This is a genomic window from Limnohabitans sp. 63ED37-2 (genome assembly GCF_001412535.1).
GTDB lineage: Bacteria > Pseudomonadota > Gammaproteobacteria > Burkholderiales > Burkholderiaceae_C > Limnohabitans_A.
Map to the genome: position 1 here is coordinate 2115306 of NZ_CP011774.1, position 23663 is coordinate 2138968.

The window sequence follows — 23663 nt, forward strand, 5'->3', positions numbered from 1 at the left end:
CAGCTGGGTCTTGATGCTGGCCGCTGTGGTCTCTGGGTGTGCCACCTCGGTTCCCACCTCGCAGACCGCCTCGCTGCCGCCCATGGAGCGCCTGCCAGACGCGCCACCCCCGCCCAATGTGAGCTTGCCTGGGTCCGTCACGGCCCCTGTAGCACCTGCGGCGCCCATGGTGACCCCCATGAATACGGAGCTGCCCGTGGCACTCAAGCCCAACGCCACGATAGGCCTGCAAGAGCAAATCGACATCTGGGAGCGCATCCGCCGCGGCTTTGCCATGCCCGACCTGGACAACGACCTGGTGCGCAACCGCGAGCAGTGGTACGCCAGTCGGCCCGACTACATGCTGCGCATGACCGAGCGCTCACGCCCCTACCTGTTTCACATCGTCGAGGAACTGGAACGGCGCAAAATGCCCACCGAACTGGCCTTGCTGCCCTTCATCGAGTCGGCCTTCAACCCGCAAGCCGTGTCCAGCGCCAAAGCCGCAGGCATGTGGCAATTCATGCCCGCCACTGGCAAATATTTCGACCTGAAACAAAACCTGTTCAGGGATGAGCGCCGGGATGTGCTCGAGTCCACCCGTGCGGCACTCGATTACCTGCAAAAGCTCTACACCATGTTTGGCGACTGGCACCTGGCCTTGGCCGCCTACAACTGGGGCGAAGGCAGTGTGGGCCGGGCGCTGGCCCGCAACAAAGCACAAGGCTTGCCGCTGACCTACAGCAACCTGAGAATGCCCGACGAGACGCGCTTTTATGTCCCCAAGCTGCAGGCTGTCAAGAACATTGTGGCCCAGCCTGAGGCCTTCAACACCCAACTACCACTCATCCAGAACCACCCTTTCTTCAAGAGTGTGGCCATCGAACGGGACATCGACGTGGCCGTGGCCGCCAAGCTGGCCAACGTGAGCTTGGAAGATTTCAAGGCCCTGAACCCGGCGATGAACCGGCCCGTGATTTTGGCGGCAGGCACGCCGCAAATTCTGCTGCCTTGGGACAACGCCACGGTGTTCGAGAAAAACCTCCAAGCCCGCCCTGAGCGGCGTCTGTCAAGCTGGACAGCCTGGCAAGCACCACGCACCATGGGGGCCGAAGAAGTGGCCAAGCAAGTGGGCATGTCTGCGGAGCAATTGCGCAGCGTCAACGGCATTCCCGCCCGCATGCTGGTCAAGGCCGGCTCCACCCTCCTGGTGCAGCGCCAAGGCAAGCTGGACAACGATGTGACCGAGCACCTTGCCGACAACGCCCAGCTGCAACTGGCGCCTGAGGTGGTGTTGCGCAAAATCATGATCAAGGCCCGTGCGGGTGACACCCTCTCGCGCCTGGCTTCGCGCCACGGCGTGAGCGCCGCCAACGTGGCCGACTGGAACCGCCTCAAGCCCAATGCCGCCTTGACCAACGGTCAAACACTGGCCATTTACGTGCCCGCCAAGGCCTCTCGAGCTGCTGGCAAAACGTCGCCTAAACGGGCTGCGGTTCAAAAGGGCAAAGCACCCGCCAAGGCGGCTGCACGGGGCGCCAAGCCCGCAGCCAAACGCTGATCCGGCCGTGCCCTCTGGCGCATGGGGCGGCCAGACCGGCACCCTTTAAGACAACCTGCGCTGAGTAGACCTTTGCACAAAGGCATTGGTGAAGGTGCGCTCGAGCACCACGGGTTTGGGCCCGTTCGCACCGAAGAGCTTGGCATGCACCCGCCAAGCATGTGACACGTCTTCGCTGCGGACCAGGCCATCGACCGCGTAGGACTCGCGCAACTTTTCAAAAGCGCCCAAGTAAATCGCCCTGTCGCCCATCCAGTGGCTTGCGGGCACCGTGCGCAAAATATCGGTCAAACCTGCCGTTTGCAGCCACTTGAGGGCCTGCACCACACCATCGCTGAGCGCTTTCACCCGATCGGGGTGCTGCTGCAAGAAATCGGCGTGTGCAAACAAGCTGCTGCCGGGCACCGAGCCCCCCATCAACTGGCGGGTGCCTTGCAAAGTCCGGGCGTCACCCAACAGGCGAATCTCGTTCTTTTGCTCCAGCCCATGCATGACCGGGTCCGGGTTGCACAGGGCGTCGATGCTGCCGCTGCGCAACGCCTCCATCACACCCTGTGAGGAGCCCACCGGCACCAACACCACATCCTCCGCTGTCAAGCCTTGGCGCATCAGCCATTGGCAAGCCGTCCAATGGGTGGACGAATCCAAAGCCGAAATGCCCAGACGCATCCCCCGAATGTCTGCCCCTGTGCGCCAGACCATGCCACCGCGCGTGCTGCCGCCCAAACTGACCTGAGGCGTGCGGCTCATTTGTACAAAACTTTTGTAATAGAGGCCCTTCAGGTGCAGGCCAAACAAGTGCTCGTAAGCCCCGGCCACCACATCGGCTTGCCCTGAAAGGGCCAGGCTCACAGCCCGGGCCCCTGACTCCTGTGGCAACCACTCCAACTGCACACCCGCTTGGCGAAAAAACCCGAGCCGTTCGGCCAAGTTCAAAGGCAAGTGGTACAGGCTTTGGCTGGCGGCCAGTGCCAAACGCACACGCGGCAAGGTCCGCCCCGCATCCAAAGAGGGGGCAGCGCGTGCCTGCGTTGCGGCCAGCGACCCCACAGCGGCCAGCAACAGCGATCGGCGAGAAGCATGGGCTGAATGCACCCGTGTCACTCCAGTGAAAACGAACAGGCTTTCAGCTTAATCAGACGCCGCGCCCCGCGCATCGGGATTGATCCCGAGCGGGTTTTCACGTAATGGATTGCAGGTAATTGACAAGCCCCGAGCGAGCGATTTGAAGCCCAGAGGGCATCAGCGCCACCCTGTTGAGGGGGCGTTTTGAGTGGGTCAGCGGCGGTCGACCAAGGCGTGGGCGATGGTGCCCAAGTCGACGTATTCGAGCTCGCTGCCCGCAGGCACACCGCGGGCCAATCGCGTGACCCTCAGGCCTTGCTGGCGGATCATCTCCGAGATCACATGCGCCGTGGCTTCGCCCTCGGCAGTGAAGTTGGTGGCCAAGATCACCTCGGTCAGCACACCATCGCCCACCCTTTGTTTGAGTTTGGCCAAGCCAATGTCGTGCGGGCCGATGCCGTCGAGCGGGCTGAGCTTGCCCATGAGCACAAAATACAAGCCCCGGTAGGTGCCCGTGCGCTCGATGGCCGACTGGTCGGCCGGGGTTTCGATCACGCACAACTGGGTGCGGTCCCGAGAAGCGTCCAGACAGGTGTCACACAGCTCGGCCTCGGTGAAGGTGTGGCAACAGGCGCAATGGCGAATTTTTTGCACCGCATTGTCCAAAGCCGCGGCCAATTGCCGGGCCGTGGCCCGGTCGTTTTGCAGCAGCTGAAAAGCCATGCGCTGGGCCGACTTGATGCCCACCCCCGGCAAGCCCTTGAGGGCCTGCACCAAAGTGGCAAGGGCGTGGGTGTCGGCCATGCGTCGAATCTCAGAAAGGCAACTTCATGCCCGGTGGCAAACCTGCGGTCAGCTTCCCCATTTTTTGCTGCGAGACTTCTTCGGCCATGCGCACCGCGTCGTTGAAGGCTGCGGCCACCAGGTCTTCCAGCATGTCCTTGTCATCGGCCAGCAAGCTGGGGTCGATGGTCACGCGGCGCACGTTGTGCTTGCAAGTCATCAGCACCTTGACCATGCCGGAACCGGCTTGGCCCTCGACCTCCACAAATGCCAGCTCGTCCTGGGCTTTTTTCAGGTTGTCCTGCATGGCCTGGGCTTGCTTCATGAGGCCAGCGAGTTGTCCTTTGTTGAACATGGTGTTTCCTTTGAAATGAAGAGGGAAATGAGGAAAAAATCAAATCAGCTGGATGCTGCCGGGCACAATTTTGGCCCCAAAATCACGCACCATCGCCTGCACCAAGGGGTCGTTTTGAATGAGCTCTTGCGCGGCCAGCATTTTCTCGGCGGCTTTCACGGCCAGGCGTCGGGCTGGGCTGTCGCTCACCGGGCCGATCTCGATGTGCAGTTTCACATCGCCATGGCCCGCTGCCAGCAAAGCCGCTTGCAGCCGCTCCCGGCTGGCGGCGTGGTTCAGGGTTTCGCGCTCCACACGCAGCTGCCACTGCGCACCATCGCGCCCCAACAATTGCGACTGCAAAGCCAACTCTCGCACCAGTGCGGTGATGGTCTCTTGGTCCAACAGGCCTTGCACCACCGCCATCCAGACATCGCCTTCGGGGGTGGGCTGCACCGCAGCAGGGGCCGCCGCGCGGGGCATGTCCAAGCGCGACGAGGGTTCAGGCGCTTCACGCACGGGCAAAGCACGCAAGGCCGCAGGCGTTGGGGCCACCACTGCCGGGGCTGAAGTCAGACCGCCTTGATCGGCATAGTCGGTCGTGTCGGGCCAATCCTCCCAAGGCGGCGGCTCGTCGCTGGCCAGCGGTGCTGGCTGCGCAGCCGGGGGGGGTGAAATGGGTGTGACCTGGGGTGCAGCGGCGACGGGTGGCGGGCTGTCCAACACCACTGGGGCGGCCTTGGGCACTGTCAAGGGGGCAGATGCCGGGGCAGTGACCGGGGCGGTGAGTGGTTTATTCAGGGGCGCAGATTCTGGCGCTGGCTGGGGTGCAGCGAACACTTCGGCCCGGGGGCTGGCGCTGGCGCTTGGTGGGGAACTAGGGCTGCTCAGCGGGCTTTTTTTTTCCGCCGTTCCCGCTGGGGGCTTGAAGGCCAACAAGCGCAGCAACACCATGGTCAGCGCAGCGTACTCGTCCGGGGCCAGGCCCAACTCGGTGCGGCCATGCAGGCACAGGCTGTAGAGCAATTGGGTTTCTTCGGCGGGCATGGCTTGGGCCAGATCGGCCAAACCCTGGGTGTCGGGGTCTTCGCCGTCGTGCGCCATGCTGGGCACCATCTGCATCACCGCCATGCGCTGCAGCAGCATGGCCATGTCTTCGAGTGTGGCGGCGGCCGACACGCCTTGCAGCCGCAAAGCGTTGACTTGGTTCACCACGGTGGCCCCATCGCCTTCGGCCAGAGCCCGGATGAGTTGCAAGACATGGCTGCGGTCCACACTGCCCAGCATCTGGCGCACGCCCGCTTCTTGCAATTGGCCGTTGCCAAAGGCAATGGCCTGATCGGTCAGACTGAGCGCATCCCGCATCGAGCCGCGAGCGGCGCGGGCCAGCAGGCGCAAAGCCAGCGGCTCGGCGCTCAGCTGCTCAGCCGCCAAGACCTGGGTCAGGTGCTCAAACACGGTTTCGGGGGCCATGGGCCGCAGGTTGAACTGCAGGCAGCGCGAGAGCACCGTCACCGGCACCTTTTGCGGGTCGGTCGTGGCCAGCACGAACTTCAAATATTCTGGGGGCTCTTCCAGGGTCTTCAACATCGCGTTGAACGCAGTGTTGGTCAGCATGTGCACCTCGTCGATCATGAAGACCTTGAAGCGCCCCTGCACAGGTTTGTAAACCGCCTGCTCCAGCAGGCTTTGCACCTCGTCCACACCCCGGTTCGATGCGGCATCCAGCTCGGTGTAGTCCACAAAACGACCGGCGTCGATGTCGCGGCAAGCCTGGCACACGCCGCACGGCTCAGCGGTGATCCCGCCCAGCCCGTCCACGCCCTGGCAATTGAGCGACTTGGCCAAAATCCGCGACACCGTGGTCTTGCCCACGCCCCGGGTACCGGTGAACAGGTAGGCATGGTGCAGGCGCTGCTGCACCAAGGCATTGGTCAAGGCCTGCACCACATGCTCCTGCCCCACCATTTCGGTGAAATTGCGGGGGCGGTATTTGCGCGCGAGGACAAGGTAAGACATAGGAGCCGATTCTATCGGGCTGGCGGGGTGCTCTGGATCCACCCAGACCCAGCCAAGGTCATGCCCATGGCCCGCCAAGGCAAGCCCCCGAGGGGAAAGCTGTAAAAAACAGGCCAAGACAGAAAAGCCCCGCTGGCTCGCCTACAATCAACCCCGACGGGCCTTCCCGCATGGTGAAGCGGCCAACCGGGTCAGGTGGGGAACCAAGCAGCCCTAACTGTGAATCCAGTGCCGGGGTCAAGGCTCGTCACCTTCTTTCAGGCGGTGGCACATCGTGCCCCAGCATGCGCTGCCCCAGCCATTTCAAACCCTCACCCACATCCATGCGGCGGCTGCGTTGCTCGGCCACGGGGTGGCTTGCACCGGCTTGCAGGGGCGGGCCAATGTCAAACGAAAATACATAGTCAGGCTCTTGGCCCATCCGTAGATCGGTCACCACCAGCTTGTCGCTGTTGCCTTGCACCTTAAAAAACCCGTCGGTGAACCGCGCCAGGCGCTGCAACTGCGGGTGGTCAGCGTTTTGCATGGCCAAGGTGCCTCCACGCTCGTGGGCTACAAAACGAATGGCGCGACCACCATCCATCAGGGCGTAAAAACCTTCGTGAAAGCGCTCGCCGTCAAGCGCCACCACGCGCCACACCAGGGTGCTCAGGGGCGCGGGCGTGACCAACAACTGCTGGCTGGGCAAGCCCTGGGCTTGCAGGGACTGACGCGCGTGCTGCGTCACCCCCCATTGCGCCAGTGCGCTCCAGGCCAAATACGCGGTGCTGAAAGCCAGTGCCCAGCCGTTGATGGCCAAGGCCCGGCCCACCGTTTTGACACGCAAGGCGGCCACCACACCCGCCAGCAAGGGCAGCGAGTACACCGGGTCGATGATGAACATGCTGCCCAAACCATAGGCCTCATCAGAAAACGGCTGGAACACCTGGGTGCCATAAATCGTCATCAAGTCCAGCAAGGGGTGGGTGACCAGCGCCAGCATCAGCGCCCACCACCATCGGCCATACAGCTGCGGCTGACGGTGGAGCCGGCTCACCGCCCAGGCCATAGGGAACGCAAAAAGCGTGAGCAAGAGCAAGGCGTGCGACTCGGCGCGGTGCCGGATCATGTTCAGAATCGGGTCGCCGTGGTCCAGCAGCACATCCAGGTCGGGCAGCAAGCCCGCCACACCACCCCAAAGAGCTGACTTCCACAGAGCGGTGCGACGCCCCATGAAGGCCACGCCAATCGAGGCGCCCAAAAGTACTTGTGTGACGGAATCCATGATTCGTTTTTATACTCAATGGCTTGACGAAGGACAGTACCTTAACGGTTTTTGCATACCCACAGCGTCCGCGGGCCGTTGGTCCGATAATTCAATCAACCTTCTTGCCCTGATTGCTGACTGCCATTTTCATGACCACCACCGCAACACTCACCACCGCCCCCACTCTGATGCCCTGGACCGACTCGCTCTACACGGGCGACGCCCGCATGGACGAAACGCACCAAGAGTTTGTGGACATGATCAACCAGATTCTGGCCACCCCCGAAGACCAGCAACTCCCGGTCTACAAGGCTTTTTTGGACCACACGGTCGAGCACTTTGCGCAAGAAGAGCGCTGGATGCTGGCCACCGGGTTTTCTGCAGACAACTGCCACGCCGAGCACCACGCCACGATTTTGGAGACCATGCGTGTGGTCGAAGCCCATTACCTAGACAGCGACCCCACCATCATCACCCGCATGGCCGAAGCGCTGGCCGAGTGGTTCCCGGGTCATGCCAACAGCATGGACGCAGGGCTGGCGGCACACCTCAAATCGGTGGGTTTTGACAGCGTGACCGAAACCCTGGCCGACCCTTCTGCCATCCAAAACGTGACCATGTCGGGCTGCGGCAGCGTCAGCTGCAGCTGAACACCCTCCCCTTTTAGCCCTCCAACCTGGGCAGGTTGGGAGGGACTGGGGAAAGATCACTCCACCGTGATTTTTTCGTCCTTGACGATCTTGGCCATCGCTGGAATTTCTGCTCGCATCCATTGGCCAAATTGGTCGGGTGTCATGCCCGAGGGCTCGGCGCCCAAGGCCGTCAAACGCTCTTTGATCTCTGGCAAGGCGGCAATGCGTTGAACCTCGGCATTCAGCTTGTCAACGACCGCCTTGGGGGTGCCTGCTGGGGCCAGAAGCCCTTGAAAACTGCCCGTCAAAAAGCCAGGCAAGCTCTCAGCCACGGTCGGCGTGCCGGGCATTTGCGCATTGCGTTGGTTGCTGGAGATCGCGATCAATTTGATCTTGCCCGCCTTGACGTGTGGATAGGTGGCCACCATGCCATTGAACATGACGTCCACTTGACCGCCGATCAAATCGGTGATGGCTTGAGCGCCACCTTTGTAGGGCACATAACCCCACTCTATGCCGTTGCGCTGCGCGTACATGACACCCGCCAAATGCGAAGCGCTGCCCATGCCTGCAGCCACGGCGTAATTGAGCTTGCCCTTTTGCGCCTTGGCGTAGGCCACCAATTCGGCAGGGGTGTTGGCGGGCACTTTGGTGCTCACGGCCAGCAAATGGGGTGAATAGGCCACCATGGCCACAGGGGCAAAGTCTTTCTCGACATTAAAAGGCAGCTTGAACAAAGCCGGGCTGATCACCAGATTGCCCACGTCCATCAGCACCAGGGTGTGGCCGTCAGCGGGTGATTTGGCCACCAGATCGGCACCCAAGTTGCCACTGGAGCCGGGACGGTTTTCGATCACCACGGGCTGGCCCCAGCTTTCGGTCATCTTCTGACCCACTATGCGGGCCAAGACATCGGAAGTGCCACCCGCTGGGAAGGGCACCACGATTTTGATCGGCTTGGTGGGGTAACTCGCCTGGGCCCAAGCCGGTACCGTGGGCGTCATCAGAACCGCTGCCAATGCAGCCAACAAAAAAGGCTTTTTCATCACAATCTCCGGTTTGTAAAAGATACACAGTCATCACGAAAACTCAACACTGCTTTGTGTCCAGCGACGCGCCTTCTCACTGAGCGACACACCCAAACCTGGCAAGGTTGGCACCAGCATGCGGCCGTCTTTGATCTGGATGCGTTCATTGAACAAGGGCTCCAGCCATTCAAAGTGCTCCACCCAGGGCTCGGTTTTGTAGGCTGCAGCCAAATGGATGTGCAGCTCCATCGCAAAGTGCGGGGCCAGCATGACACCAGCGTGTTCGGCCAACTGCGCAATCTTGAGGAAAGGGGTGATGCCGCCCACACGAGGGCCATCGGCCATCAGGAAATCGGCGGCGCGGTGGCGAATCAGGTCCCAGTGCTCTTGCACGCTGGTCAGCATCTCACCCGTGGCAATCGGGGTATCAAACTGCACAGCCAGCGCGGCATGGCCTTCATGGTCATAGGCGTCCAAAGGCTCTTCGATCCAGACCAAGTTCATCGGCTCCAAGCGGCGGCACATGCGCTGCGCGGTGGGGCGGTCCCATTGTTGGTTGGCGTCCACCATGATCGGAAAACGATCGCCCAGATGCTGTCGCACGGCGCTCACGCGTTCGATGTCTTTGTCGCAGTCGGGCTGACCCACTTTGAGCTTGATGCCACCAATGCCCTTGGCCACCGAGGCCGAAGCGTTGACCAAGAGCTGATCGAGTGGTGTGTGCAAAAAACCGCCCGATGTGTTGTAACAGCGCACGCTGTCGCGGTGCGTGCCCAGCAACTTGGCCAAAGACAAGCCTGCGCGTTTGGCTTTCAGGTCCCACAGCGCCACATCAAAAGCCCCGATGGCCTGTACTGAAAGGCCGCTGCGGCCAACCGAAGCACCCGCCCAGCACAGCTTGTCCCAGAGTTTGGCAATGTCGTTCGGGTCTTCGCCTATTAAGACCGGGGCGATTTCTTTGGCATGGGCAAACTGGCCGGGTCCTCCAGCGCGTTTGGAGTAACTGAAACCCACACCCTCAGCGCCATCCTTGGTTTTGATCTCGACAAACAGGATGGCGATTTCAGTCATCGGCTTTTGCCGGCCCGTCAGCACCTTGGCGTCGCTGATCGGCGTGGCCAGCGGCAAAGTGCAGGCAGAGACACGTACCCAAGATATGGCATCGGACATGGATCGGCTTTCTTACTGGGGTTTGATACCGGCGGTCTTGATCACACGGGTCCACTGGTCCAACTCGGATTTGACGAACTCGGTGTAAGGCTTGCTGCCTTGGGCGGGAATCACAAAGCCGGTCGAAGTCAGGCGTTGCTTGAAATTGGCCGACTGCATGGCTTGCGCCATGGCCGCCTCAAGCTTGTCCACGATGGGCTGGGGTGTGCCCTTAGCCACTGACAAGCCCGACCAGGACAGCGCTTCAAAACCCTTGTAACCGGATTCGGCCACGGTCGGTACATCCGGGTACAGGGCATTGCGCTCTTTGCTGGTCACGGCCAGTGCCCGCAGCTTGCCGGCTTTGACATGGGGCAGCGCCACATCCTGATTCAAAAAGACCATGGGCACGGTACCGGCCAGCAAATCATTCAGCATGGGGCCGCCGCCGCGGTAGGGAATGCCCGTCAGGAAAATGCCAGCCGTCTGCTTAAACAGCTCCATCGCCATGTGTCCAGAGGCAGCATGGGTGTAGCCGTAATCCAATTTGCCTGGATTCTTCTTGGCATGCTCCACCAACTCTTTCACCGTCTTGAACGGCAAAGAAGGATGAACCAACAGCACATTGGGGCCCGAATGCACTTGCGTGAGGTGAATGAAATCGGTCACCGAGTTGTACTTGATGTTGGGATCCAAGCCATGCGCCACAGCGTTCTGGCCCACGCCGGTCTGGATGATGGTGTAACCATCTGCAGGCATCTTGACGGCGCGATCGGTGCCGACAATGCCGCCTGCGCCACCAATGTTCTCGACGACCACGGGCTGTTTGAGGACTTTGGTCAGCTCCTCAGCCATCAAGCGGCCCATGACATCGCTGGTGCCGCCGGGTGGAAAGGCCACGATCAGTTTGATCGGTTTGTTGGGGTAATCCGCTTGGGCCAAGGCTTGACCTTGGCTGAGCAAGCCCAGACCAGCAAGGCCGATCGCGGTGAGCAGTTGGCGTTTTTTCATCATCTTTGTCTCCTGGTGTTGTCGTGTCAAAAAAGTCAATGGGTGCTTGGGTTTTCAGGTGATCGGAGCCGGATTGAAAAGCACCAGCGCGTTGTGCAGCTTCCAGTGCTCGGCCCAGGTTTTTTTGCCGCTGGCGGTTTCGAGCAGCATGCGAAACAGCGCCCAGCCCGCGTCTTCAATCGTCATCTCGCCATCGGCGATCTGACCCGCGTTGAAATCCATCAGGTCGTGCCAGCGGCGTGCCAAGTCACTGCGGGTCGCCACCTTGACCACTGGGCAGGCTTGCAGGCCATAGGGGGTGCCCCGGCCTGTGGTGAACACATGCACATTCATGCCAGCGGCCAGTTGCAAAGTGCCGCAGATGAAATCGCTGGCAGGCGTGGCCGCGAACACCAGGCCTTTTTGATCTGGCTTGAGCTTGTCGCCGGGGGCGAGCACGCTGGCAATGGCGCCGCTGCCACTCTTGATGATCGAGCCCATGGCTTTTTCGGCGATGTTGGATAAACCGCCCGCCTTGTTGCCCGGCGTGGTGTTGGCCGTGCGGTCCACGCGACCACGGTCAAGGTACTGGTCGTACCAGCCGAGTTCACGCACCACATCTTCGGCCACTGCATGTGTAGCTGAGCGGCTGGTCAGTTGCTCCACGGCGTCACGCACTTCGGTGTTTTCAGAAAACATCACCGTACCGCCCGAGCGCACGATCAGGTCAGCCATGTAGCCCACCGCTGGGTTGGCGGTCACGCCAGAAAACGCGTCGCTGCCACCACACTGAACCCCCACCACCAGCGCACTCGCGGGCACAGTCTGGCGCTTGCGAGCATTCAAGCGTTCCAAGTGGGGTTTGGCACCTTGCACGATGCTGTCGATCATGGACATGAAGCCGACGTGCTCATCGTCTTGCAGGCACACCAAGTCAGGGCCTTGCGCCTTGTCACGGCTATCGTGGATCGGGAAGCTGCCGGGTGGCAAGAGGCGCGAGGGTTGCAGCTTCTCGCAGCCCAGGCTCACCACCATGACCTCGCCGCCAAAATTAGGGTTCAGGCTGATGTTACGCAAGGTGCGGATAGGAATCTCGGCACCTGGCGCGTCAATGGCCACACCACAACCGTAACTGTGCTCCAGACCCACCACGCCGTCCACATTCGGGTAAAGCGGCAGCAACTCGCGCTCAATGCGATCCACTGCAATCTTGACCACACCCGCCACACATTGCACCGTGGTGGTGATGGCCAGCAGATTGCGCGTGCCGACCGAGCCATCGGCATTCACATAGCCTTCAAAGGTATGGCCCTCGAGCGGTAGCCAGGCAGGTGCTGGCCGGGTGGCCATGGGCAAACCTTGCAGCTCCCGTGCAGACGGAATGTCGAGCAAACGCTCATGCACCCAGCTGCCTGCTGCAATGGATTCGCGGGCGTAACCCACGGGCACGTTGTAGCGGAGCACGGCTTGACCCGCAGCGATGTCGGTCAAAGCCACCTTGTGGCCTTGCGGGACTTTGTCACGCAACACCAAACCGGTCGCAGGACCCTCGGGCATGACCGTGCCAGCAGGCAAGCCACCATCGTTGGCGATGATGGCCACGTTGTCATCCGGGTGCATGCGGATGGCCAGAGGGCGAATGGAAGTGTTCATGACCATCAAAGGGCTCAAAAGCGGGGCTGTTTGCCCGTGAAACTGGGGTCGTATTTGCGCATTTGACCCAAATCATCGCGGTTGCGGATGCCGCAATGCACGTAGTTGTGGTGCAAACGGGCCAGCGCTTCTGGATCGATGGTGACACCCAGGCCCGGTGTGCGTGGCACGCGCAGGCTGCCGTTTTCAAACTTCAGGCGTCCGCCCTGCACCACTTCGTCGTCTTGCCAGGGGTAATGGGTATCACAGGCGTAGGCCAAATGCGGCACCGAAGCAGCAAGGTGCGTCATCGCCGTCAGGCTGATGCCCAGGTGCGAGTTGGAGTGCATGGACAGGCCCATGTCAAAGGTCTGGCAAAGGCGCGAGAGCTGCTGCGTGGTGCGCAGGCCACCCCAATAGTGGTGGTCAGACAGCACAATCCGCACTGGGCAGCCCAGGCGCACGTTCTCAGCAAACTCTTTGTAGTCCGTCACTACCATGTTCGTGGCCAAGGGCACGTCACATTGCCGGGCAATCGCGGCCATGCCGTCCAGCCCAGGCGCAGGGTCTTCGTAATACTCCAGCACGCCGCGCAGCTGCTCGACCACCTTGAGGCTGGTGGCCACAGTCCAATTGGCATTGGGGTCGATCCGCAGGGGCGCACCCGGAAAAGCTTGGGCCAGTGCCAGCAGCGCCGCCACCTCCCGCTCAGGCGGCAAGGTGCCCGCTTTGAGCTTGATGCTTTTGAAGCCATATTGGGCAATCATGTGCCGAGCCTGGGCCACCATTTGTTCGGGGCTCAGGCCTTCGCCATAGGCATCAGCGCTGTAAGGCTTGTCAATGTGTTCGGCGTGTTTGAAAAACAGGTAAGCGCTGAAGGGCACGGTGTCTCGCGCAGCGCCGCCCAGCAAATCCACGATCGGGGCGCCAGCCAGTTGGCCTTGCAAATCGAGCATGGCCACCTCAAAAGCGCTGATGACCTTGGCCACGTTCTTAGACACATGGGTGCCGGGTGCCAAAGAAATTTGTTCGCCCAAAAACTCCGAAGCGTTTTGGCCAGGCGCCACCAGCGCGGCTACTCGGGTCTCCATGGTGTTGAGGTCCCAGGGCGAGAGGCCCCGTAATGCCGGTGCGGCTTTGGCCAGCACATCGAGCATGGACTGGTCGCCATAGGTCTCGTTGATGCCCACGCGCCCACAAGCGGTTTCGATCTCGATGATCGAGCGCAAAGCCCAAGGCTCGTGGATGCCCGCCGCATTGAGCAGCGGCGGATCACGGAACGCGATGGGTGTGATGCGGATATAGCGGATGGCCAGGGTCATCACAATCACTCACTTGAGGAAACTCGGCAGCCACAAAGTGAACGCAGGAACATAGGTGACCAAGAGCACGGCCACGGTCAATGCCCCATAAAAAGGCGCGATGGTGCGCATGACCTGCCCCACCGATATGCCCCCAATCGCGCAGCCGACAAATTGCACCGAGCCCACTGGTGGCGTGTTCAGGCCCAAGGCGCAGTTGATCAGCAGCATGATGCCGAACTGCATCGGATCCATGCCAAAGTGCATCGCAATGGGCATGAAAATCGGCGTGCAAATCAAGATGGTGGCGGCCATGTCGAGGAAGGTGCCCAAGATGAACAACAAGAGGTTGATCATCAAGAAAATGACCCAAGGCTCGGTGCTGATTTTTTGCATCAGCGCACCGGTCATCTGTGGCACCTCATACAAGGCCATGAAATAACCGAAGGCGTTGGAAATGCCAATCAAGAGCAGCACCACGCCGGTGGTTTTGCAAGCTTTGGCGCAAGCCTTGAGGAAATTCTGAAAGGTCAAGGTCCGGTAAACGATCACCGTCACAAACAAGGCCCAGGCCACAGCAATCGATGCCGACTCGGTGGCGGTGAAAGCACCCGACAAGATGCCCCCCAAAATGATGACCACCACAAACAGACCGGGCAATGCCGCGCCAAAGGCCTTGATCACTTCAAACCAGCCCGGAAAATTGCCGTGGACCGGGTAACCGCGGCGCACCGCCACCCAGTAAGCTGCGCCCAAATTGCACAGCGTCAAAATGATCGCAGGCACCAGCCCCGCCAAAATCAAGCCCAGCACACTCACCGAGGCCAGGCCCGAAGCGGCCAGCGTGAAGATGATCATGTTGTGCGAGGTGGGCATGATGGCCCCCACCAAAGATGCGTGCGTGGTCACATTCACCGCGTAGTCGGCGTCGTAACCCTCTTTTTTCATGAGCGGAATCATGACCGAGCCCATGGCCGAGACATCGGCCAAGGGCGATCCGGCCACGCCACCAAAAATGGTGCAACCGATCACGTTGCTCATACCCAAACCGCCACGCACATGGCCCACCAGGCTGTTGGCAAATCGCACAATGCGGTCGGCAATGCCACCGTAGAGCATCAACTCTCCGGCAAACACAAAAAATGGAATGGCGAGGAAGGAGAACACCTGCATGCCCCCGACCATCTTCTGAAACACCATGGCCACCGGCAAATCGGCGGCCATGATGGTGGCCACCGACGACAGGCCAATGGCAAAGGCCACGGGCACACCCAAAATCAAAAGGAGCGTGAAGCTCAGCGCAAGGACGGTGAGTTCCATGTTCAGTCCCAAACAGGCTTGACCACTTTGCCTTGCACCAGCGCAACAATGTGTTCAATCGAGAAAAGCAAAATCAAAGCACCCGCAATGATCACAGGCACATAGTCGATACCGTCGGGCACGGGAAGCATGGGCTTTTTCTCACCCCACTTGGCGCTGGCCCAGAGCCAGCCACCTTGCACCATCAAAAAGCCAAACAAGCCCACCGAGGCATGGATCAACACCTCGATGCGGTGTTGCCATTTTTCGGGCAACAAAACCACCAAAGACTCTAGACCAATGTGGCCCGCATCGCGCACCCCCACAGCCAGGCCAAAGGCAGTCACAAAGAGCACGATCAGCATGGCCAAGGCTTCGGCCCAAGTCGGTGTGTCGTTGAGCACGTAGCGACCGATGACCTGCCACTGCACACACAGGATCACGGCGATCAATCCGATCACGGCCAACACCAAACAGATCTTGGAGACGGTCGCACAAAACTTGGTGAACATGAAAAGCTCCAGCCCCCGGCTCTTCACCGGGGGCATCAGGAATGCCAATGACGCGTTTATTTGATGTCTTGGATCGTTTTGATCGCACGCTTCATGTCAGGCGTGGTCATGAACTTGTCGTAGACGGGGCCCATGACAGCCTGAAAGGAACGCTTGTCCACTTCCACGATCTCGGCACCTGCGGCCTTCACGTTGGCCAGCGACTTGCCTTCGGCTTCGTCCCAGGCCTTGCGCTGCACCGCCACCGACTCTTTGGCGGCCTGGCGAATCATGGCTTGCTCGTTGGCAGGCAACTTGTCCCACACCACTTTGGACATCACCAAAATCTCAGGCGCCATGGAGTGCTCGGTCTTGGAATAGACCTTGACGGCTTCCACGTGCTTAGCGGTGTCAAAAGACGGGATGTTGTTTTCTGCCGCGTCGATCAACCCTGTTTTGAGGCCGGTGTAAACCTCGCCATAAGGCATGGGCGTGGCGTTGGCACCCATGGCACTGACCAGCGCCACCCACAGGTCAGATTGCTGCACCCGAATTTTCATGCCCTTGGTGTCGGCCACGGTTTTGATGGGTTTTTTGGCATAAATGGAACGTGCGCCGCTGTCATAAAAAGCCAGACCCACAAAACCAACCGATTCGCAGCTTTTCAAGATTTCTGCGCCAACAGGGCCGTCCAGCGACTTGCGCATGTGGTCTACCGAGCGGAACAAGAAGGGCATGGTGGGCACCATGGTCATGGGGCAAACACCGTTCATGGGGGCCACGTTCACACGCACCAGATCCAGTGCACCAATCTTGACTTGGTCGATGGTTTCTTTTTCGGAGCCCAAAGCGCCTTTGTTGAACACCTTGATTTTGTGTTTGCCACCCGACAACTTCTCGAGGACGGTGCTCATGTGCTTGACCGCGACCACGGTGGGGTAGTCATCGGCGTTGTGGATGTCGGCCGAGCGGAATTCTGTGGCTTGAGCGGACAAGGCCAAAGCAGCAGCAAGGGCCATCAGGGATTTGTTCAGTTTCATGGCGTTGTCTCCTGGGTTTAATTGGTTGAAAAACACGTTACACACTGGCGGGAAAACGGGAAAAAACAGGCTCAGGCATTCCGCGCACGCCAGGCTGCAAGGCAATCACAGCACCACTTTGGCCACGCGTGGCGTCTTTGGTTTGTGCAGGAATGATGGAGGTCACCAACATCTGGTCCAGATCGGCGCCACCAAAGGCGCACATGGACGGCTTGGGCATGGGCACCGTGAGCGATTGCTGCCACTGACCCTGCGCATCGAAAGCGTGAATCTGCCCGGCGTCGTTGGCGCAGATCCAATAAAGCCCTTGCGCATCGACCGCCGCACCATCGGGTCGGCCAGGCCAGTCGTTCATGTCCACAAACAAACGGCGATTGCTCAAGTTGCCACTCGCGGCGTCCAGATCAAAGGCCCAAATTTTTTGCACCTTGGGGTGCGAATCCGACAAATACAAAGTGCCCCCATCGGGGCTGAGCCCCAAGCCATTGGGGGTGAGCAAGCCTGTGACGTGCGGCCCGGTCAGGCCCCGCTCGTCCAGGCAATACAAACCACCCAAGTCAGAAGCCAAAGACATGTCCATCACCATGGTGCCCACCCACAGACGGCCACTGGCGTCGCAACGCCCGTCGTTGAAGCGCATGCCAGGAGCCGGGTGTTGGATGTGGGCCAACCAAACGGTGCTCACCTGACCGTCTGGGTGCAAGGTCACACGAGCGATGCCGGTTTCCATGGCGGCGATCAATTGACCCTGAACTGGTGTGAGAGCGATGCAGCCCACGCGCTCGGGCATCCGCCAAGACTGCACAGCCTCAGCCTGGCCCGGGACGGTGCTGCGAACGTAGCCGCCTTCGATGTCCACCCACCACAAACGCTGGGCACGAACATCCCACACAGGGGATTCGCCCACACGGTCAGCTGTGTCTGCGATGGTTTGGTATGCGTTCATGAAAAAGTGGCCATGGTCTGCGGTGTTCTGCTACATTCGCCTCAATGACTTGATGTGATCAGTTGTCGTACAAGTTGATTGTGAGAGCCCTCCATCCAAACTGGAATGCGTATTTACCCGATGAACACCCCACAAGCCGACCCAGAAAAGCGCAAATCACGCAGCCTGACCTATGAATTGGTGGATCAGCTGAGCACCGAAATCCAGAACGGCACCCTGAGCAGCGGCCAGAAATTGCCCACCGAAGCAGCCATCATGGAACGTTTTGGCGTGAGCCGCACGGTGGTGCGTGAAGCGATTTCCAAACTCCAAGCGGCCGGGCTGGTCGAGACGCGCCACGGCATCGGCACTTTTGTGCTGGCGCAATCGGAGTCCCCGTCTTTCCGCATCAACCCCAGCCAACTGAGCACCCTGCACGATGTGATTGCCCTGCTGGAGTTGCGCATCAGCATCGAAACCGAAGCTGCAGCCTTGGCCGCGGTAAGGCGCACCGACGCCAATTTGCGGGTCATGCAAGAGGCCATGAGCGCCTTCTCCAGCGCCATCGAAGAAGGCCGTGACGCCATCGCCGCAGACTTTCAGTTCCACCACGAAATCGCCCGTGCCACCCAAAACAACCACTTCGCCGACATGATGAATTCGCTGGGATCGCAATCCATCCCGCGTGCACGGCTGCAGACCTCACCCGCCATCGATGCCACCCGATTGGCTTATTTGCGGCGCGTGCACCAGGAGCACGAAAGCATCCTGAACGCGATTACCGCGCAAGACGCCGAATCGGCCCGCGCAGCCATGCGCACCCACCTGTCCAACAGCCGCGACCGGCACAAAAAAGGCGCTTCCAGCCACCACTAAGGACACCGCCAAGGGTTAACACGCATCACACAATGTGGGTTTGAGTTGTACGATGTCTGTCAAATAAACAAGCAATCCCTCCATGTCCCAGTCTTCCTCCACCCCTGTCGTCACCCGCATGCAGGTGATCCCTGTGGCAGGCCACGACGGCATGCTGCTCAACTTGAGCGGCGCTCACGGCCCCTTCTTCACCCGTAACATCGTCATCCTGACCGACTCGTCTGGCCATACTGGCTTGGGCGAAGTTCCCGGAGGCGAAAAAATTCGCCAGACGCTGGAAGACGCCCGCCCGCTGATTGAGGGCCTGCCCATTGGCAATTACAAGCAAGTGCTGAACGCCATGCGCCAGCAGTTTGCCGACCGCGACAGCGGCGGCCGGGGCAACCAGACTTTTGACCTGCGCACCACCATCCACGCCGTCACCGCCGTCGAGTCGGCTTTGCTGGATTTGCTGGGCCAGCACCTGAACGTGCCTGTATGTGCCCTGCTCGGCGATGGGCAGCAACGCAGCCGTGTGCAAATGCTGGGCTATCTGTTTTATGTGGGCGACCGCCAGCAAACCGATCTGGCTTACAGAAGCGAGCCCGACCAAGCCGACGACTGGTTGCGCCTTCGCCACGAAAAAGCCATGACGGCCGAGGCCGTGGTGCGCTTGGCCGAAGCCGCGCAAGAGCGCTACGGCTTTCAAGACTTCAAACTCAAGGGCGGCGTGCTGCGCGGCGAGGAAGAAGTCGAAGCCATCGTGGCGCTGCATGAGCGCTTCCCCAAAGCCCGCATCACGCTCGACCCCAATGGCGGCTGGCTGCTCAAAGACGCGATTCGCTTACTGCGTGACCACCGCAGCACCATGGCTTATGCCGAAGACCCCTGCGGCGCAGAAGGCGTGTTCTCGGGCCGCGAGGTCATGGCCGAATTCCGCCGTGCCACGGGCTTGCTGACGGCCACCAACATGGTGGCCACCGACTGGCGCGAAATGGCCCACAGCATCCAGCTGCAGTCGGTCGACATCCCGCTGGCCGACCCGCATTTCTGGACACTGCAAGGCTCGGTGCGTGTGGCGCAGCTGTGCCAGATGTATGACCTGACCTGGGGCTCGCACTCCAACAACCATTTCGACATTTCGCTCGCCATGTTCACCCAATGCGCAGCCGCCGCACCCGGCAAAGTCACCGCCATCGACACCCACTGGATCTGGCAAGACGGCCAGTTCCTCACCAAAGACCCGCTGCAAATCAAAGACGGCTATGTCGATGTGCCCGCGAAACCTGGATTGGGCATCGAGGTGGACATGGACGCAGTCATGCAAGCCAACCAGCTTTACCAACAACACGGCCTGGGCGCTCGCGATGACGCCATCGCGATGCAATACCTGATCCCCGGTTGGAAATTCAACAACAAAATGCCTTGCATGGTGCGCTGACCACCCGGGCCATTCTCATCAAAGGAAACACCATGAAACTCGGATTCATTGGCTTGGGCATCATGGGCGTGCCCATGGCCGGGCACCTGCTCGCTGGCGGCCACGAAGTCTTTGCTTTTTCGCGCAGCGGCGTGCCTGCTGCCGTGCTCGAACAAGGCGCCAAAGCCTGCGCCAGCCCTGCCGAAGTCGCACAAAAAGCCGACATCATTTTCACCATGGTGCCCGACACCCCGCATGTGGAAGACGTGCTGTTTGGCGAGCAGGGTGTGGCCAAAGGCTTGAGCGCTGGCAAAACGGTGGTGGACATGAGCTCCATCTCACCCATCGCCACCAAGGCCTTCGCAGCCAAGATCAACGCCCTGGGTTGTGACTATCTGGATGCTCCAGTGTCTGGCGGCGAAGTGGGCGCCAAAGCGGCCAGCCTGACCATCATGGTCGGCGGCTCTGAAGCCACCTTCAACAAGGTGCAGCCGCTGTTTGCGCTGATGGGCAAGAACATCACCCTGATCGGTGACAACGGCAGCGGCCAGACCTGCAAAGTGGCCAACCAAATCATCGTGGCGCTCAACATCGAGGCCGTGGGCGAAGCCCTGCTCTTCGCGGCCAAAGCCGGTGCCGACCCGGCCAAAGTGCGCCAAGCCCTGATGGGGGGCTTGGCCACCAGCCGCATTCTGGAGTTGCATGGCGAGCGCATGATCAAGCGCACCTTCAACCCGGGCTTCCGTATCGAGTTGCACCAGAAAGACCTGAACCTGGCGCTGGAAGGCGCCAAGGCCATGGGCCTGAGCCTGCCCAACACGGCCAACGCTCAGCAACTGATGAACACCTGCGTGGCGCATGGCGGCGCAGCATGGGACCACTCCGGCATCGTCCGTGCACTCGAGATCGCGGCCAATTTCCAGGTTGCAGGCAACTGAACTTTTTCCATTCCCCAAAAAGAGAAAAACACCATGGACATGCCCATCAATCATTTCAAACACGCCATCCAATCCGGCCAAAAGCAAATTGGTCTGTGGTCGCACCTGTGCAGCAACATCAGCACCGAAATTTTGGCGCATTGCAACTTTGACTGGCTGCTGCTGGACATGGAGCACTCACCCAACGACCTGACGGAAATCGTGGCGCAGTTGCAAGCCATGAAGGGCAGCCCCACCACGCCCATCGTGCGCCCACCGTGGAACGACATGGTGACCTTCAAACGCTTGCTTGATGTCGGCGTGCAAACCCTGTTGGTGCCCTACATCCAGACCGAAGAAGAAGCCCAACAAGCCGTGTCCTACACCCGTTACCCACCGCACGGTGTGCGCGGTTATGCGGGTGCACCCCGCGCCAGCCACTATGGCCGGGTGAAGGGCTATGCCCAACACAGCAGCGAAGAAATTTGCGTGCTGCTTCAGGTCGAAACTGTGCAAGGCCTGCAAAACATCGAAGCCATCGCCAACGTGGACGGCGTGGACGGTGTGTTCATCGGCCCCGGCGACTTGTCGGCAGCGCTCGGCCACCTGGGCAACCCGAAACACCCGGATGTGCTGAAAGTCATCGACGAGTCGATTGCCCGCATCAAGGCCTGCGGCAAAGCGGCGGGCATCTTGACCGGCGACGAAACCTTGGCCAAACACTATGTGGACCAAGGCTGCCTGTTTGTGGCCGTGGGTGCCGATCAAAACGTACTGCGCGACAGCGCCACGGCCTTGGCTGGCCGTTTCAAATCCTGAACAGAACACAAGACATGCTGAATACCCCCGCCTCGACCATCCGATTCCCCCGCTTGCTGCTCACAGGCGCGGGCGGCAACCTGGGGCAAGTTTTGCGGCCTCGGCTCAAAGCCTATTGCGACGTGCTGCGCGTCAGCCACCGTCGCGAACTGGAACCTGCAACAGCCGGAGAGGAAGTCCAACTCGCCTCCTTGGAAGACAAGGACCAGATGATGGCATTGCTCGACGGCGTGAACGCCGTGGTGCACATGGGCGGCGTCTCGATCGAACAGCCTTGGGACCCGATTTTGGCGGGCAACATTGTGGGCATGGTCAACCTGTACGAAGCCGCACGCCTGAAGGGTGTTCAGCGCATCGTGTTTGCCAGCTCCAACCATGTGACGGGTTTTTACCGCCAAGACGAAGTCGTCAACACCCGCATGCCGCCCAAACCCGACGGGTTTTATGGCCTGTCCAAAGCCTTTGGCGAAGACCTGGCTCAGCTGTACTGGGACCGCTGGGGCATCGAAACGGTGAGCCTGCGCATTGGCTCCTCTTTCACCGAACCCAAGGACCGCCGCATGCTGGCCACCTACCTCAGCTACGACGACTTGGAACGCCTGGTGGTGGCCGCCCTCACCGCCCCCATCGTCGGCCACAGCATCATCTACGGCATGTCGGACAACCAGACCACTTGGTGGGACAACACCCACGCCAAACACATCGGTTACCGGCCGCAGGATTCGTCTGACGTCTTTCGTCCCGCCGTCGAAGCCCGCCAGCAAACCATCGACAAGAATGATCCAGCTGCCATTTACCAAGGCGGCGCCTTCGTCAAAGCCACGCCACACGGTTAAGCACACGCCCCCCAAGCCTGATCTGGGGAGCATTTACCCAGCAGCCCCACAATAAATTTCAAAGGGGCTGTCCCAAGTTTCACAGCGACCGGCAAGGCCTGCGGCTACGATGGGCGACTTTCAAAAATCGCTCTACCCCCAGCAGGAGACCCCCATGCCCGTGATCACCAACATCGAAGACCTGCGCGTTCTGGCCGAAAAGCGCGTGCCGCGCATGTTTTATGACTACGCCGACAGCGGCTCCTGGACCGAGGGCACCTACCGCGCCAACGAGACGGACTTCCACAAGATCAAGCTGCGCCAGCGCGTGGCGGTGAACATGGAAAACCGCACGACTGCCACCAAGATGGTCGGCATCGACACCAAAATGCCCGTGTGCATCGCCCCCGTGGGCCTGACGGGCATGCAGCACGCCGACGGCGAAATGCACGCCGCCATGGCCGCCAAGAAGTTCGGCATCCCCTTCACCCTGTCGACCATGAGCATCTGCTCGATTGAAGACATCGCGGCCCACACCCAAGCGCCGTTCTGGTTTCAGCTTTACATGATGCGCGACCGCGAAGCCATGGCCCGCATGATCGACCGCTGCAAAGCTGCCAATGTGAGCGCCATGGTGCTCACACTCGACCTGCAGGTGATCGGCCAGCGCCACAAAGACCTCAAAAACGGCCTGACCGCGCCCCCCCGCCCCACCATCGCCAACATCATCAACCTGATGACCAAACCACGCTGGTGCCTGGGCATGGCCGGGACCAAACGCCACACCTTTGGCAACCTGGTGGGCCACGTCAAAGCCGTGACCAACATGAAGTCCCTGGCCTCGTGGACCAACGAACAGTTTGACCCAACCCTCAACTGGGAAGACATCGCTTGGGTCAAGAAGCAATGGGGCGGCAAGCTGATCTTGAAGGGCATCATGGACGTGGAAGACGCCAAGCTGGCCGTGGCCAGCGGTGCCGACGCGATTGTGGTCAGCAACCACGGCGGCCGCCAGCTCGACGGCGCCCCCAGCAGCATCGAAGCCCTGCCCGCCATCGTCGCTGCTGTGGGCGACCAGATTGAAGTCTGGATGGACGGCGGCATCCGCAGCGGCCAAGACGTGCTCAAGGCCTGGGCGCTGGGCGCCAAGGGTGTGATGATTGGCCGCGCCATGGTCTATGGCCTGGGCGCCATGGGCGAAGAAGGTGTGACCAAAGCCCTGCAAATCATCCACAAAGAGCTGGATGTGACCATGGCCTTTTGCGGTCACACCAACATCCAGAACGTCAACACCAACATCTTGCTGCCGGGCACATTTCCGAAGGCTTGATCGGCCTCGAGCCGCGCTATGCTTTGGGGGTGA

General features: G+C 60.5%; 22 protein-coding genes and 1 other RNA gene. 9 read left to right on the forward strand and 14 right to left on the reverse strand.

The annotated features are described in order from the left end of the window. Nucleotides 1-13: 13 nt before the first annotated feature. The gene (locus tag L63ED372_RS10025) at nt 14-1540 is read left to right on the forward strand and encodes a transglycosylase SLT domain-containing protein (RefSeq protein ID WP_197275362.1); all 1527 of its coding nucleotides are present in this window, start codon (nt 14-16) and stop codon (nt 1538-1540) included. A 45-nt stretch (nt 1541-1585) separates the two neighbouring features. Here the strand turns inward: L63ED372_RS10025 and L63ED372_RS10030 are convergent, their stop codons facing one another. From L63ED372_RS10030 to dnaX, 4 genes are all read right to left on the reverse strand, one after another. Then, a complete protein-coding gene (locus L63ED372_RS10030; RefSeq protein WP_231624476.1) occupies nt 1586-2635 on the reverse strand; it encodes an ABC transporter substrate-binding protein in 1050 nt (349 codons plus the stop codon). A gap of 183 nt (nt 2636-2818) precedes the next feature. Further along, nucleotides 2819-3409: a recombination mediator RecR gene (recR, locus tag L63ED372_RS10035; protein ID WP_062405799.1), complete on the reverse strand. Its 591-nt coding sequence runs from the start codon at nt 3407-3409 to the stop codon at nt 2819-2821. A 10-nt stretch (nt 3410-3419) separates the two neighbouring features. Next, nucleotides 3420-3743 (reverse strand): YbaB/EbfC family nucleoid-associated protein, encoded by a 324-nt coding sequence (locus L63ED372_RS10040; protein WP_026039198.1) that lies wholly within the window; start codon nt 3741-3743, stop codon nt 3420-3422. Between the two features lie 39 nt (nt 3744-3782). Beyond that, on the reverse strand, nt 3783-5741 hold the full coding sequence (gene dnaX, locus L63ED372_RS10045) for a DNA polymerase III subunit gamma/tau (protein ID WP_062405801.1): 1959 nt from the start codon (nt 5739-5741) through the stop codon (nt 3783-3785). 155 nt (nt 5742-5896) lie between these two features. On the opposite strand from dnaX, the gene ffs reads away from it, so the two are divergent. After that, nucleotides 5897-5993, forward strand: an RNA gene (gene ffs, locus L63ED372_RS10050) — signal recognition particle sRNA small type. Here the strand turns inward: ffs and L63ED372_RS10055 are convergent. After that, nucleotides 5989-7005, reverse strand: coding sequence for a metal-dependent hydrolase (locus L63ED372_RS10055; RefSeq protein WP_062405802.1), 1017 nt, complete (start codon nt 7003-7005; stop codon nt 5989-5991). The two genes, ffs and L63ED372_RS10055, sit on opposite strands and share 5 nt — an antisense overlap. A gap of 131 nt (nt 7006-7136) precedes the next feature. Here L63ED372_RS10055 and L63ED372_RS10060 point away from each other — a divergent pair, with 131 nt between their 5' ends. Next, nucleotides 7137-7637 (forward strand): bacteriohemerythrin, encoded by a 501-nt coding sequence (locus tag L63ED372_RS10060; protein ID WP_062407916.1) that lies wholly within the window; start codon nt 7137-7139, stop codon nt 7635-7637. A gap of 56 nt (nt 7638-7693) precedes the next feature. On the opposite strand, the gene L63ED372_RS10065 is transcribed toward L63ED372_RS10060, so the two are convergent. The 9 genes from L63ED372_RS10065 to L63ED372_RS10105 are packed head-to-tail and all read right to left on the reverse strand — an operon-like array spanning nt 7694 to nt 17495. Continuing rightward, on the reverse strand, nt 7694-8665 hold the full coding sequence (locus tag L63ED372_RS10065; protein WP_156343609.1) for a Bug family tripartite tricarboxylate transporter substrate binding protein: 972 nt from the start codon (nt 8663-8665) through the stop codon (nt 7694-7696). A gap of 33 nt (nt 8666-8698) precedes the next feature. Continuing rightward, a complete protein-coding gene (locus L63ED372_RS10070; RefSeq protein ID WP_062405804.1) occupies nt 8699-9817 on the reverse strand; it encodes an L-talarate/galactarate dehydratase in 1119 nt (372 codons plus the stop codon). Nucleotides 9818-9829: 12 nt separating this feature from the next. Continuing rightward, nucleotides 9830-10810 (reverse strand): Bug family tripartite tricarboxylate transporter substrate binding protein, encoded by a 981-nt coding sequence (locus tag L63ED372_RS10075; protein ID WP_062405805.1) that lies wholly within the window; start codon nt 10808-10810, stop codon nt 9830-9832. A 51-nt stretch (nt 10811-10861) separates the two neighbouring features. Next, nucleotides 10862-12439: a galactarate dehydratase gene (garD, locus tag L63ED372_RS10080; RefSeq protein ID WP_156343610.1), complete on the reverse strand. Its 1578-nt coding sequence runs from the start codon at nt 12437-12439 to the stop codon at nt 10862-10864. A 14-nt stretch (nt 12440-12453) separates the two neighbouring features. Continuing rightward, nucleotides 12454-13740, reverse strand: a complete 1287-nt coding sequence (locus L63ED372_RS10085) for an enolase C-terminal domain-like protein (protein WP_062407921.1) — start codon at nt 13738-13740, stop codon at nt 12454-12456. A 9-nt stretch (nt 13741-13749) separates the two neighbouring features. Beyond that, a complete protein-coding gene (locus tag L63ED372_RS10090) occupies nt 13750-15039 on the reverse strand; it encodes a TRAP transporter large permease (protein ID WP_062405810.1) in 1290 nt (429 codons plus the stop codon). Between the two features lie 2 nt (nt 15040-15041). Beyond that, on the reverse strand, nt 15042-15530 hold the full coding sequence (locus L63ED372_RS10095; RefSeq protein WP_062405812.1) for a TRAP transporter small permease: 489 nt from the start codon (nt 15528-15530) through the stop codon (nt 15042-15044). Nucleotides 15531-15586: 56 nt separating this feature from the next. After that, complete coding sequence (locus L63ED372_RS10100; RefSeq protein WP_062405814.1) at nt 15587-16549, reverse strand: TRAP transporter substrate-binding protein; 963 nt, start codon at nt 16547-16549, stop codon at nt 15587-15589. Between the two features lie 37 nt (nt 16550-16586). Next, nucleotides 16587-17495 carry an SMP-30/gluconolactonase/LRE family protein gene (locus L63ED372_RS10105; protein WP_062405815.1) on the reverse strand — a complete coding sequence of 303 codons (909 nt, stop codon included), beginning with the start codon at nt 17493-17495 and terminating at the stop codon, nt 16587-16589. A gap of 120 nt (nt 17496-17615) precedes the next feature. Between L63ED372_RS10105 and L63ED372_RS10110 the strand changes: the two genes are divergently transcribed. From L63ED372_RS10110 to L63ED372_RS10135, 6 genes are all read left to right on the forward strand, one after another. Next, complete coding sequence (locus tag L63ED372_RS10110) at nt 17616-18350, forward strand: FadR/GntR family transcriptional regulator (protein WP_062405817.1); 735 nt, start codon at nt 17616-17618, stop codon at nt 18348-18350. Between the two features lie 82 nt (nt 18351-18432). Then, nucleotides 18433-19770, forward strand: coding sequence for a glucarate dehydratase (gene gudD, locus L63ED372_RS10115; RefSeq protein ID WP_062405819.1), 1338 nt, complete (start codon nt 18433-18435; stop codon nt 19768-19770). 32 nt (nt 19771-19802) lie between these two features. Continuing rightward, the gene (locus L63ED372_RS10120) at nt 19803-20687 is read left to right on the forward strand and encodes a 2-hydroxy-3-oxopropionate reductase (RefSeq protein ID WP_062407923.1); all 885 of its coding nucleotides are present in this window, start codon (nt 19803-19805) and stop codon (nt 20685-20687) included. 33 nt (nt 20688-20720) lie between these two features. Next, entirely contained in the window at nt 20721-21485 is a 765-nt protein-coding gene (locus L63ED372_RS10125) for an HpcH/HpaI aldolase family protein (RefSeq protein ID WP_062405821.1), read from the forward strand. A 14-nt stretch (nt 21486-21499) separates the two neighbouring features. Next, nucleotides 21500-22321 carry an NAD-dependent epimerase/dehydratase family protein gene (locus L63ED372_RS10130; RefSeq protein WP_062405823.1) on the forward strand — a complete coding sequence of 274 codons (822 nt, stop codon included), beginning with the start codon at nt 21500-21502 and terminating at the stop codon, nt 22319-22321. Nucleotides 22322-22475: 154 nt separating this feature from the next. Further along, nucleotides 22476-23630 carry an alpha-hydroxy acid oxidase gene (locus L63ED372_RS10135; RefSeq protein WP_062407925.1) on the forward strand — a complete coding sequence of 385 codons (1155 nt, stop codon included), beginning with the start codon at nt 22476-22478 and terminating at the stop codon, nt 23628-23630. Nucleotides 23631-23663 lie beyond the last annotated feature (33 nt).

Bases quoted from the DNA above. Each gene is read 5' to 3' on its own strand.
- L63ED372_RS10100 (WP_062405814.1), bottom strand. From the start codon at position 16,549: ATGAAACTGAACAAATCCCTGATGGCCCTTGCTGCTGCTTTGGCCTTG.
- L63ED372_RS10105 (WP_062405815.1), bottom strand. From the start codon at position 17,495: ATGAACGCATACCAAACCATCGCAGACACAGCTGACCGTGTGGGCGAA.
- gudD (WP_062405819.1), top strand. From the start codon at position 18,433: ATGTCCCAGTCTTCCTCCACCCCTGTCGTCACCCGCATGCAGGTGATC.
- dnaX (WP_062405801.1), bottom strand. From the start codon at position 5,741: ATGTCTTACCTTGTCCTCGCGCGCAAATACCGCCCCCGCAATTTCACC.
- L63ED372_RS10065 (WP_156343609.1), bottom strand. From the start codon at position 8,665: ATGAAAAAGCCTTTTTTGTTGGCTGCATTGGCAGCGGTTCTGATGACG.
- L63ED372_RS10095 (WP_062405812.1), bottom strand. From the start codon at position 15,530: ATGTTCACCAAGTTTTGTGCGACCGTCTCCAAGATCTGTTTGGTGTTG.
- L63ED372_RS10110 (WP_062405817.1), top strand. From the start codon at position 17,616: ATGAACACCCCACAAGCCGACCCAGAAAAGCGCAAATCACGCAGCCTG.
- L63ED372_RS10040 (WP_026039198.1), bottom strand. From the start codon at position 3,743: ATGTTCAACAAAGGACAACTCGCTGGCCTCATGAAGCAAGCCCAGGCC.
- L63ED372_RS10125 (WP_062405821.1), top strand. From the start codon at position 20,721: ATGGACATGCCCATCAATCATTTCAAACACGCCATCCAATCCGGCCAA.
- L63ED372_RS10085 (WP_062407921.1), bottom strand. From the start codon at position 13,740: ATGACCCTGGCCATCCGCTATATCCGCATCACACCCATCGCGTTCCGT.
- L63ED372_RS10120 (WP_062407923.1), top strand. From the start codon at position 19,803: ATGAAACTCGGATTCATTGGCTTGGGCATCATGGGCGTGCCCATGGCC.
- L63ED372_RS10090 (WP_062405810.1), bottom strand. From the start codon at position 15,039: ATGGAACTCACCGTCCTTGCGCTGAGCTTCACGCTCCTTTTGATTTTG.
- recR (WP_062405799.1), bottom strand. From the start codon at position 3,409: ATGGCCGACACCCACGCCCTTGCCACTTTGGTGCAGGCCCTCAAGGGC.
- L63ED372_RS10070 (WP_062405804.1), bottom strand. From the start codon at position 9,817: ATGTCCGATGCCATATCTTGGGTACGTGTCTCTGCCTGCACTTTGCCG.
- L63ED372_RS10130 (WP_062405823.1), top strand. From the start codon at position 21,500: ATGCTGAATACCCCCGCCTCGACCATCCGATTCCCCCGCTTGCTGCTC.
- L63ED372_RS10025 (WP_197275362.1), top strand. From the start codon at position 14: ATGCTGGCCGCTGTGGTCTCTGGGTGTGCCACCTCGGTTCCCACCTCG.
- L63ED372_RS10135 (WP_062407925.1), top strand. From the start codon at position 22,476: ATGCCCGTGATCACCAACATCGAAGACCTGCGCGTTCTGGCCGAAAAG.
- garD (WP_156343610.1), bottom strand. From the start codon at position 12,439: ATGAACACTTCCATTCGCCCTCTGGCCATCCGCATGCACCCGGATGAC.
- L63ED372_RS10055 (WP_062405802.1), bottom strand. From the start codon at position 7,005: ATGGATTCCGTCACACAAGTACTTTTGGGCGCCTCGATTGGCGTGGCC.
- L63ED372_RS10060 (WP_062407916.1), top strand. From the start codon at position 7,137: ATGACCACCACCGCAACACTCACCACCGCCCCCACTCTGATGCCCTGG.
- L63ED372_RS10075 (WP_062405805.1), bottom strand. From the start codon at position 10,810: ATGATGAAAAAACGCCAACTGCTCACCGCGATCGGCCTTGCTGGTCTG.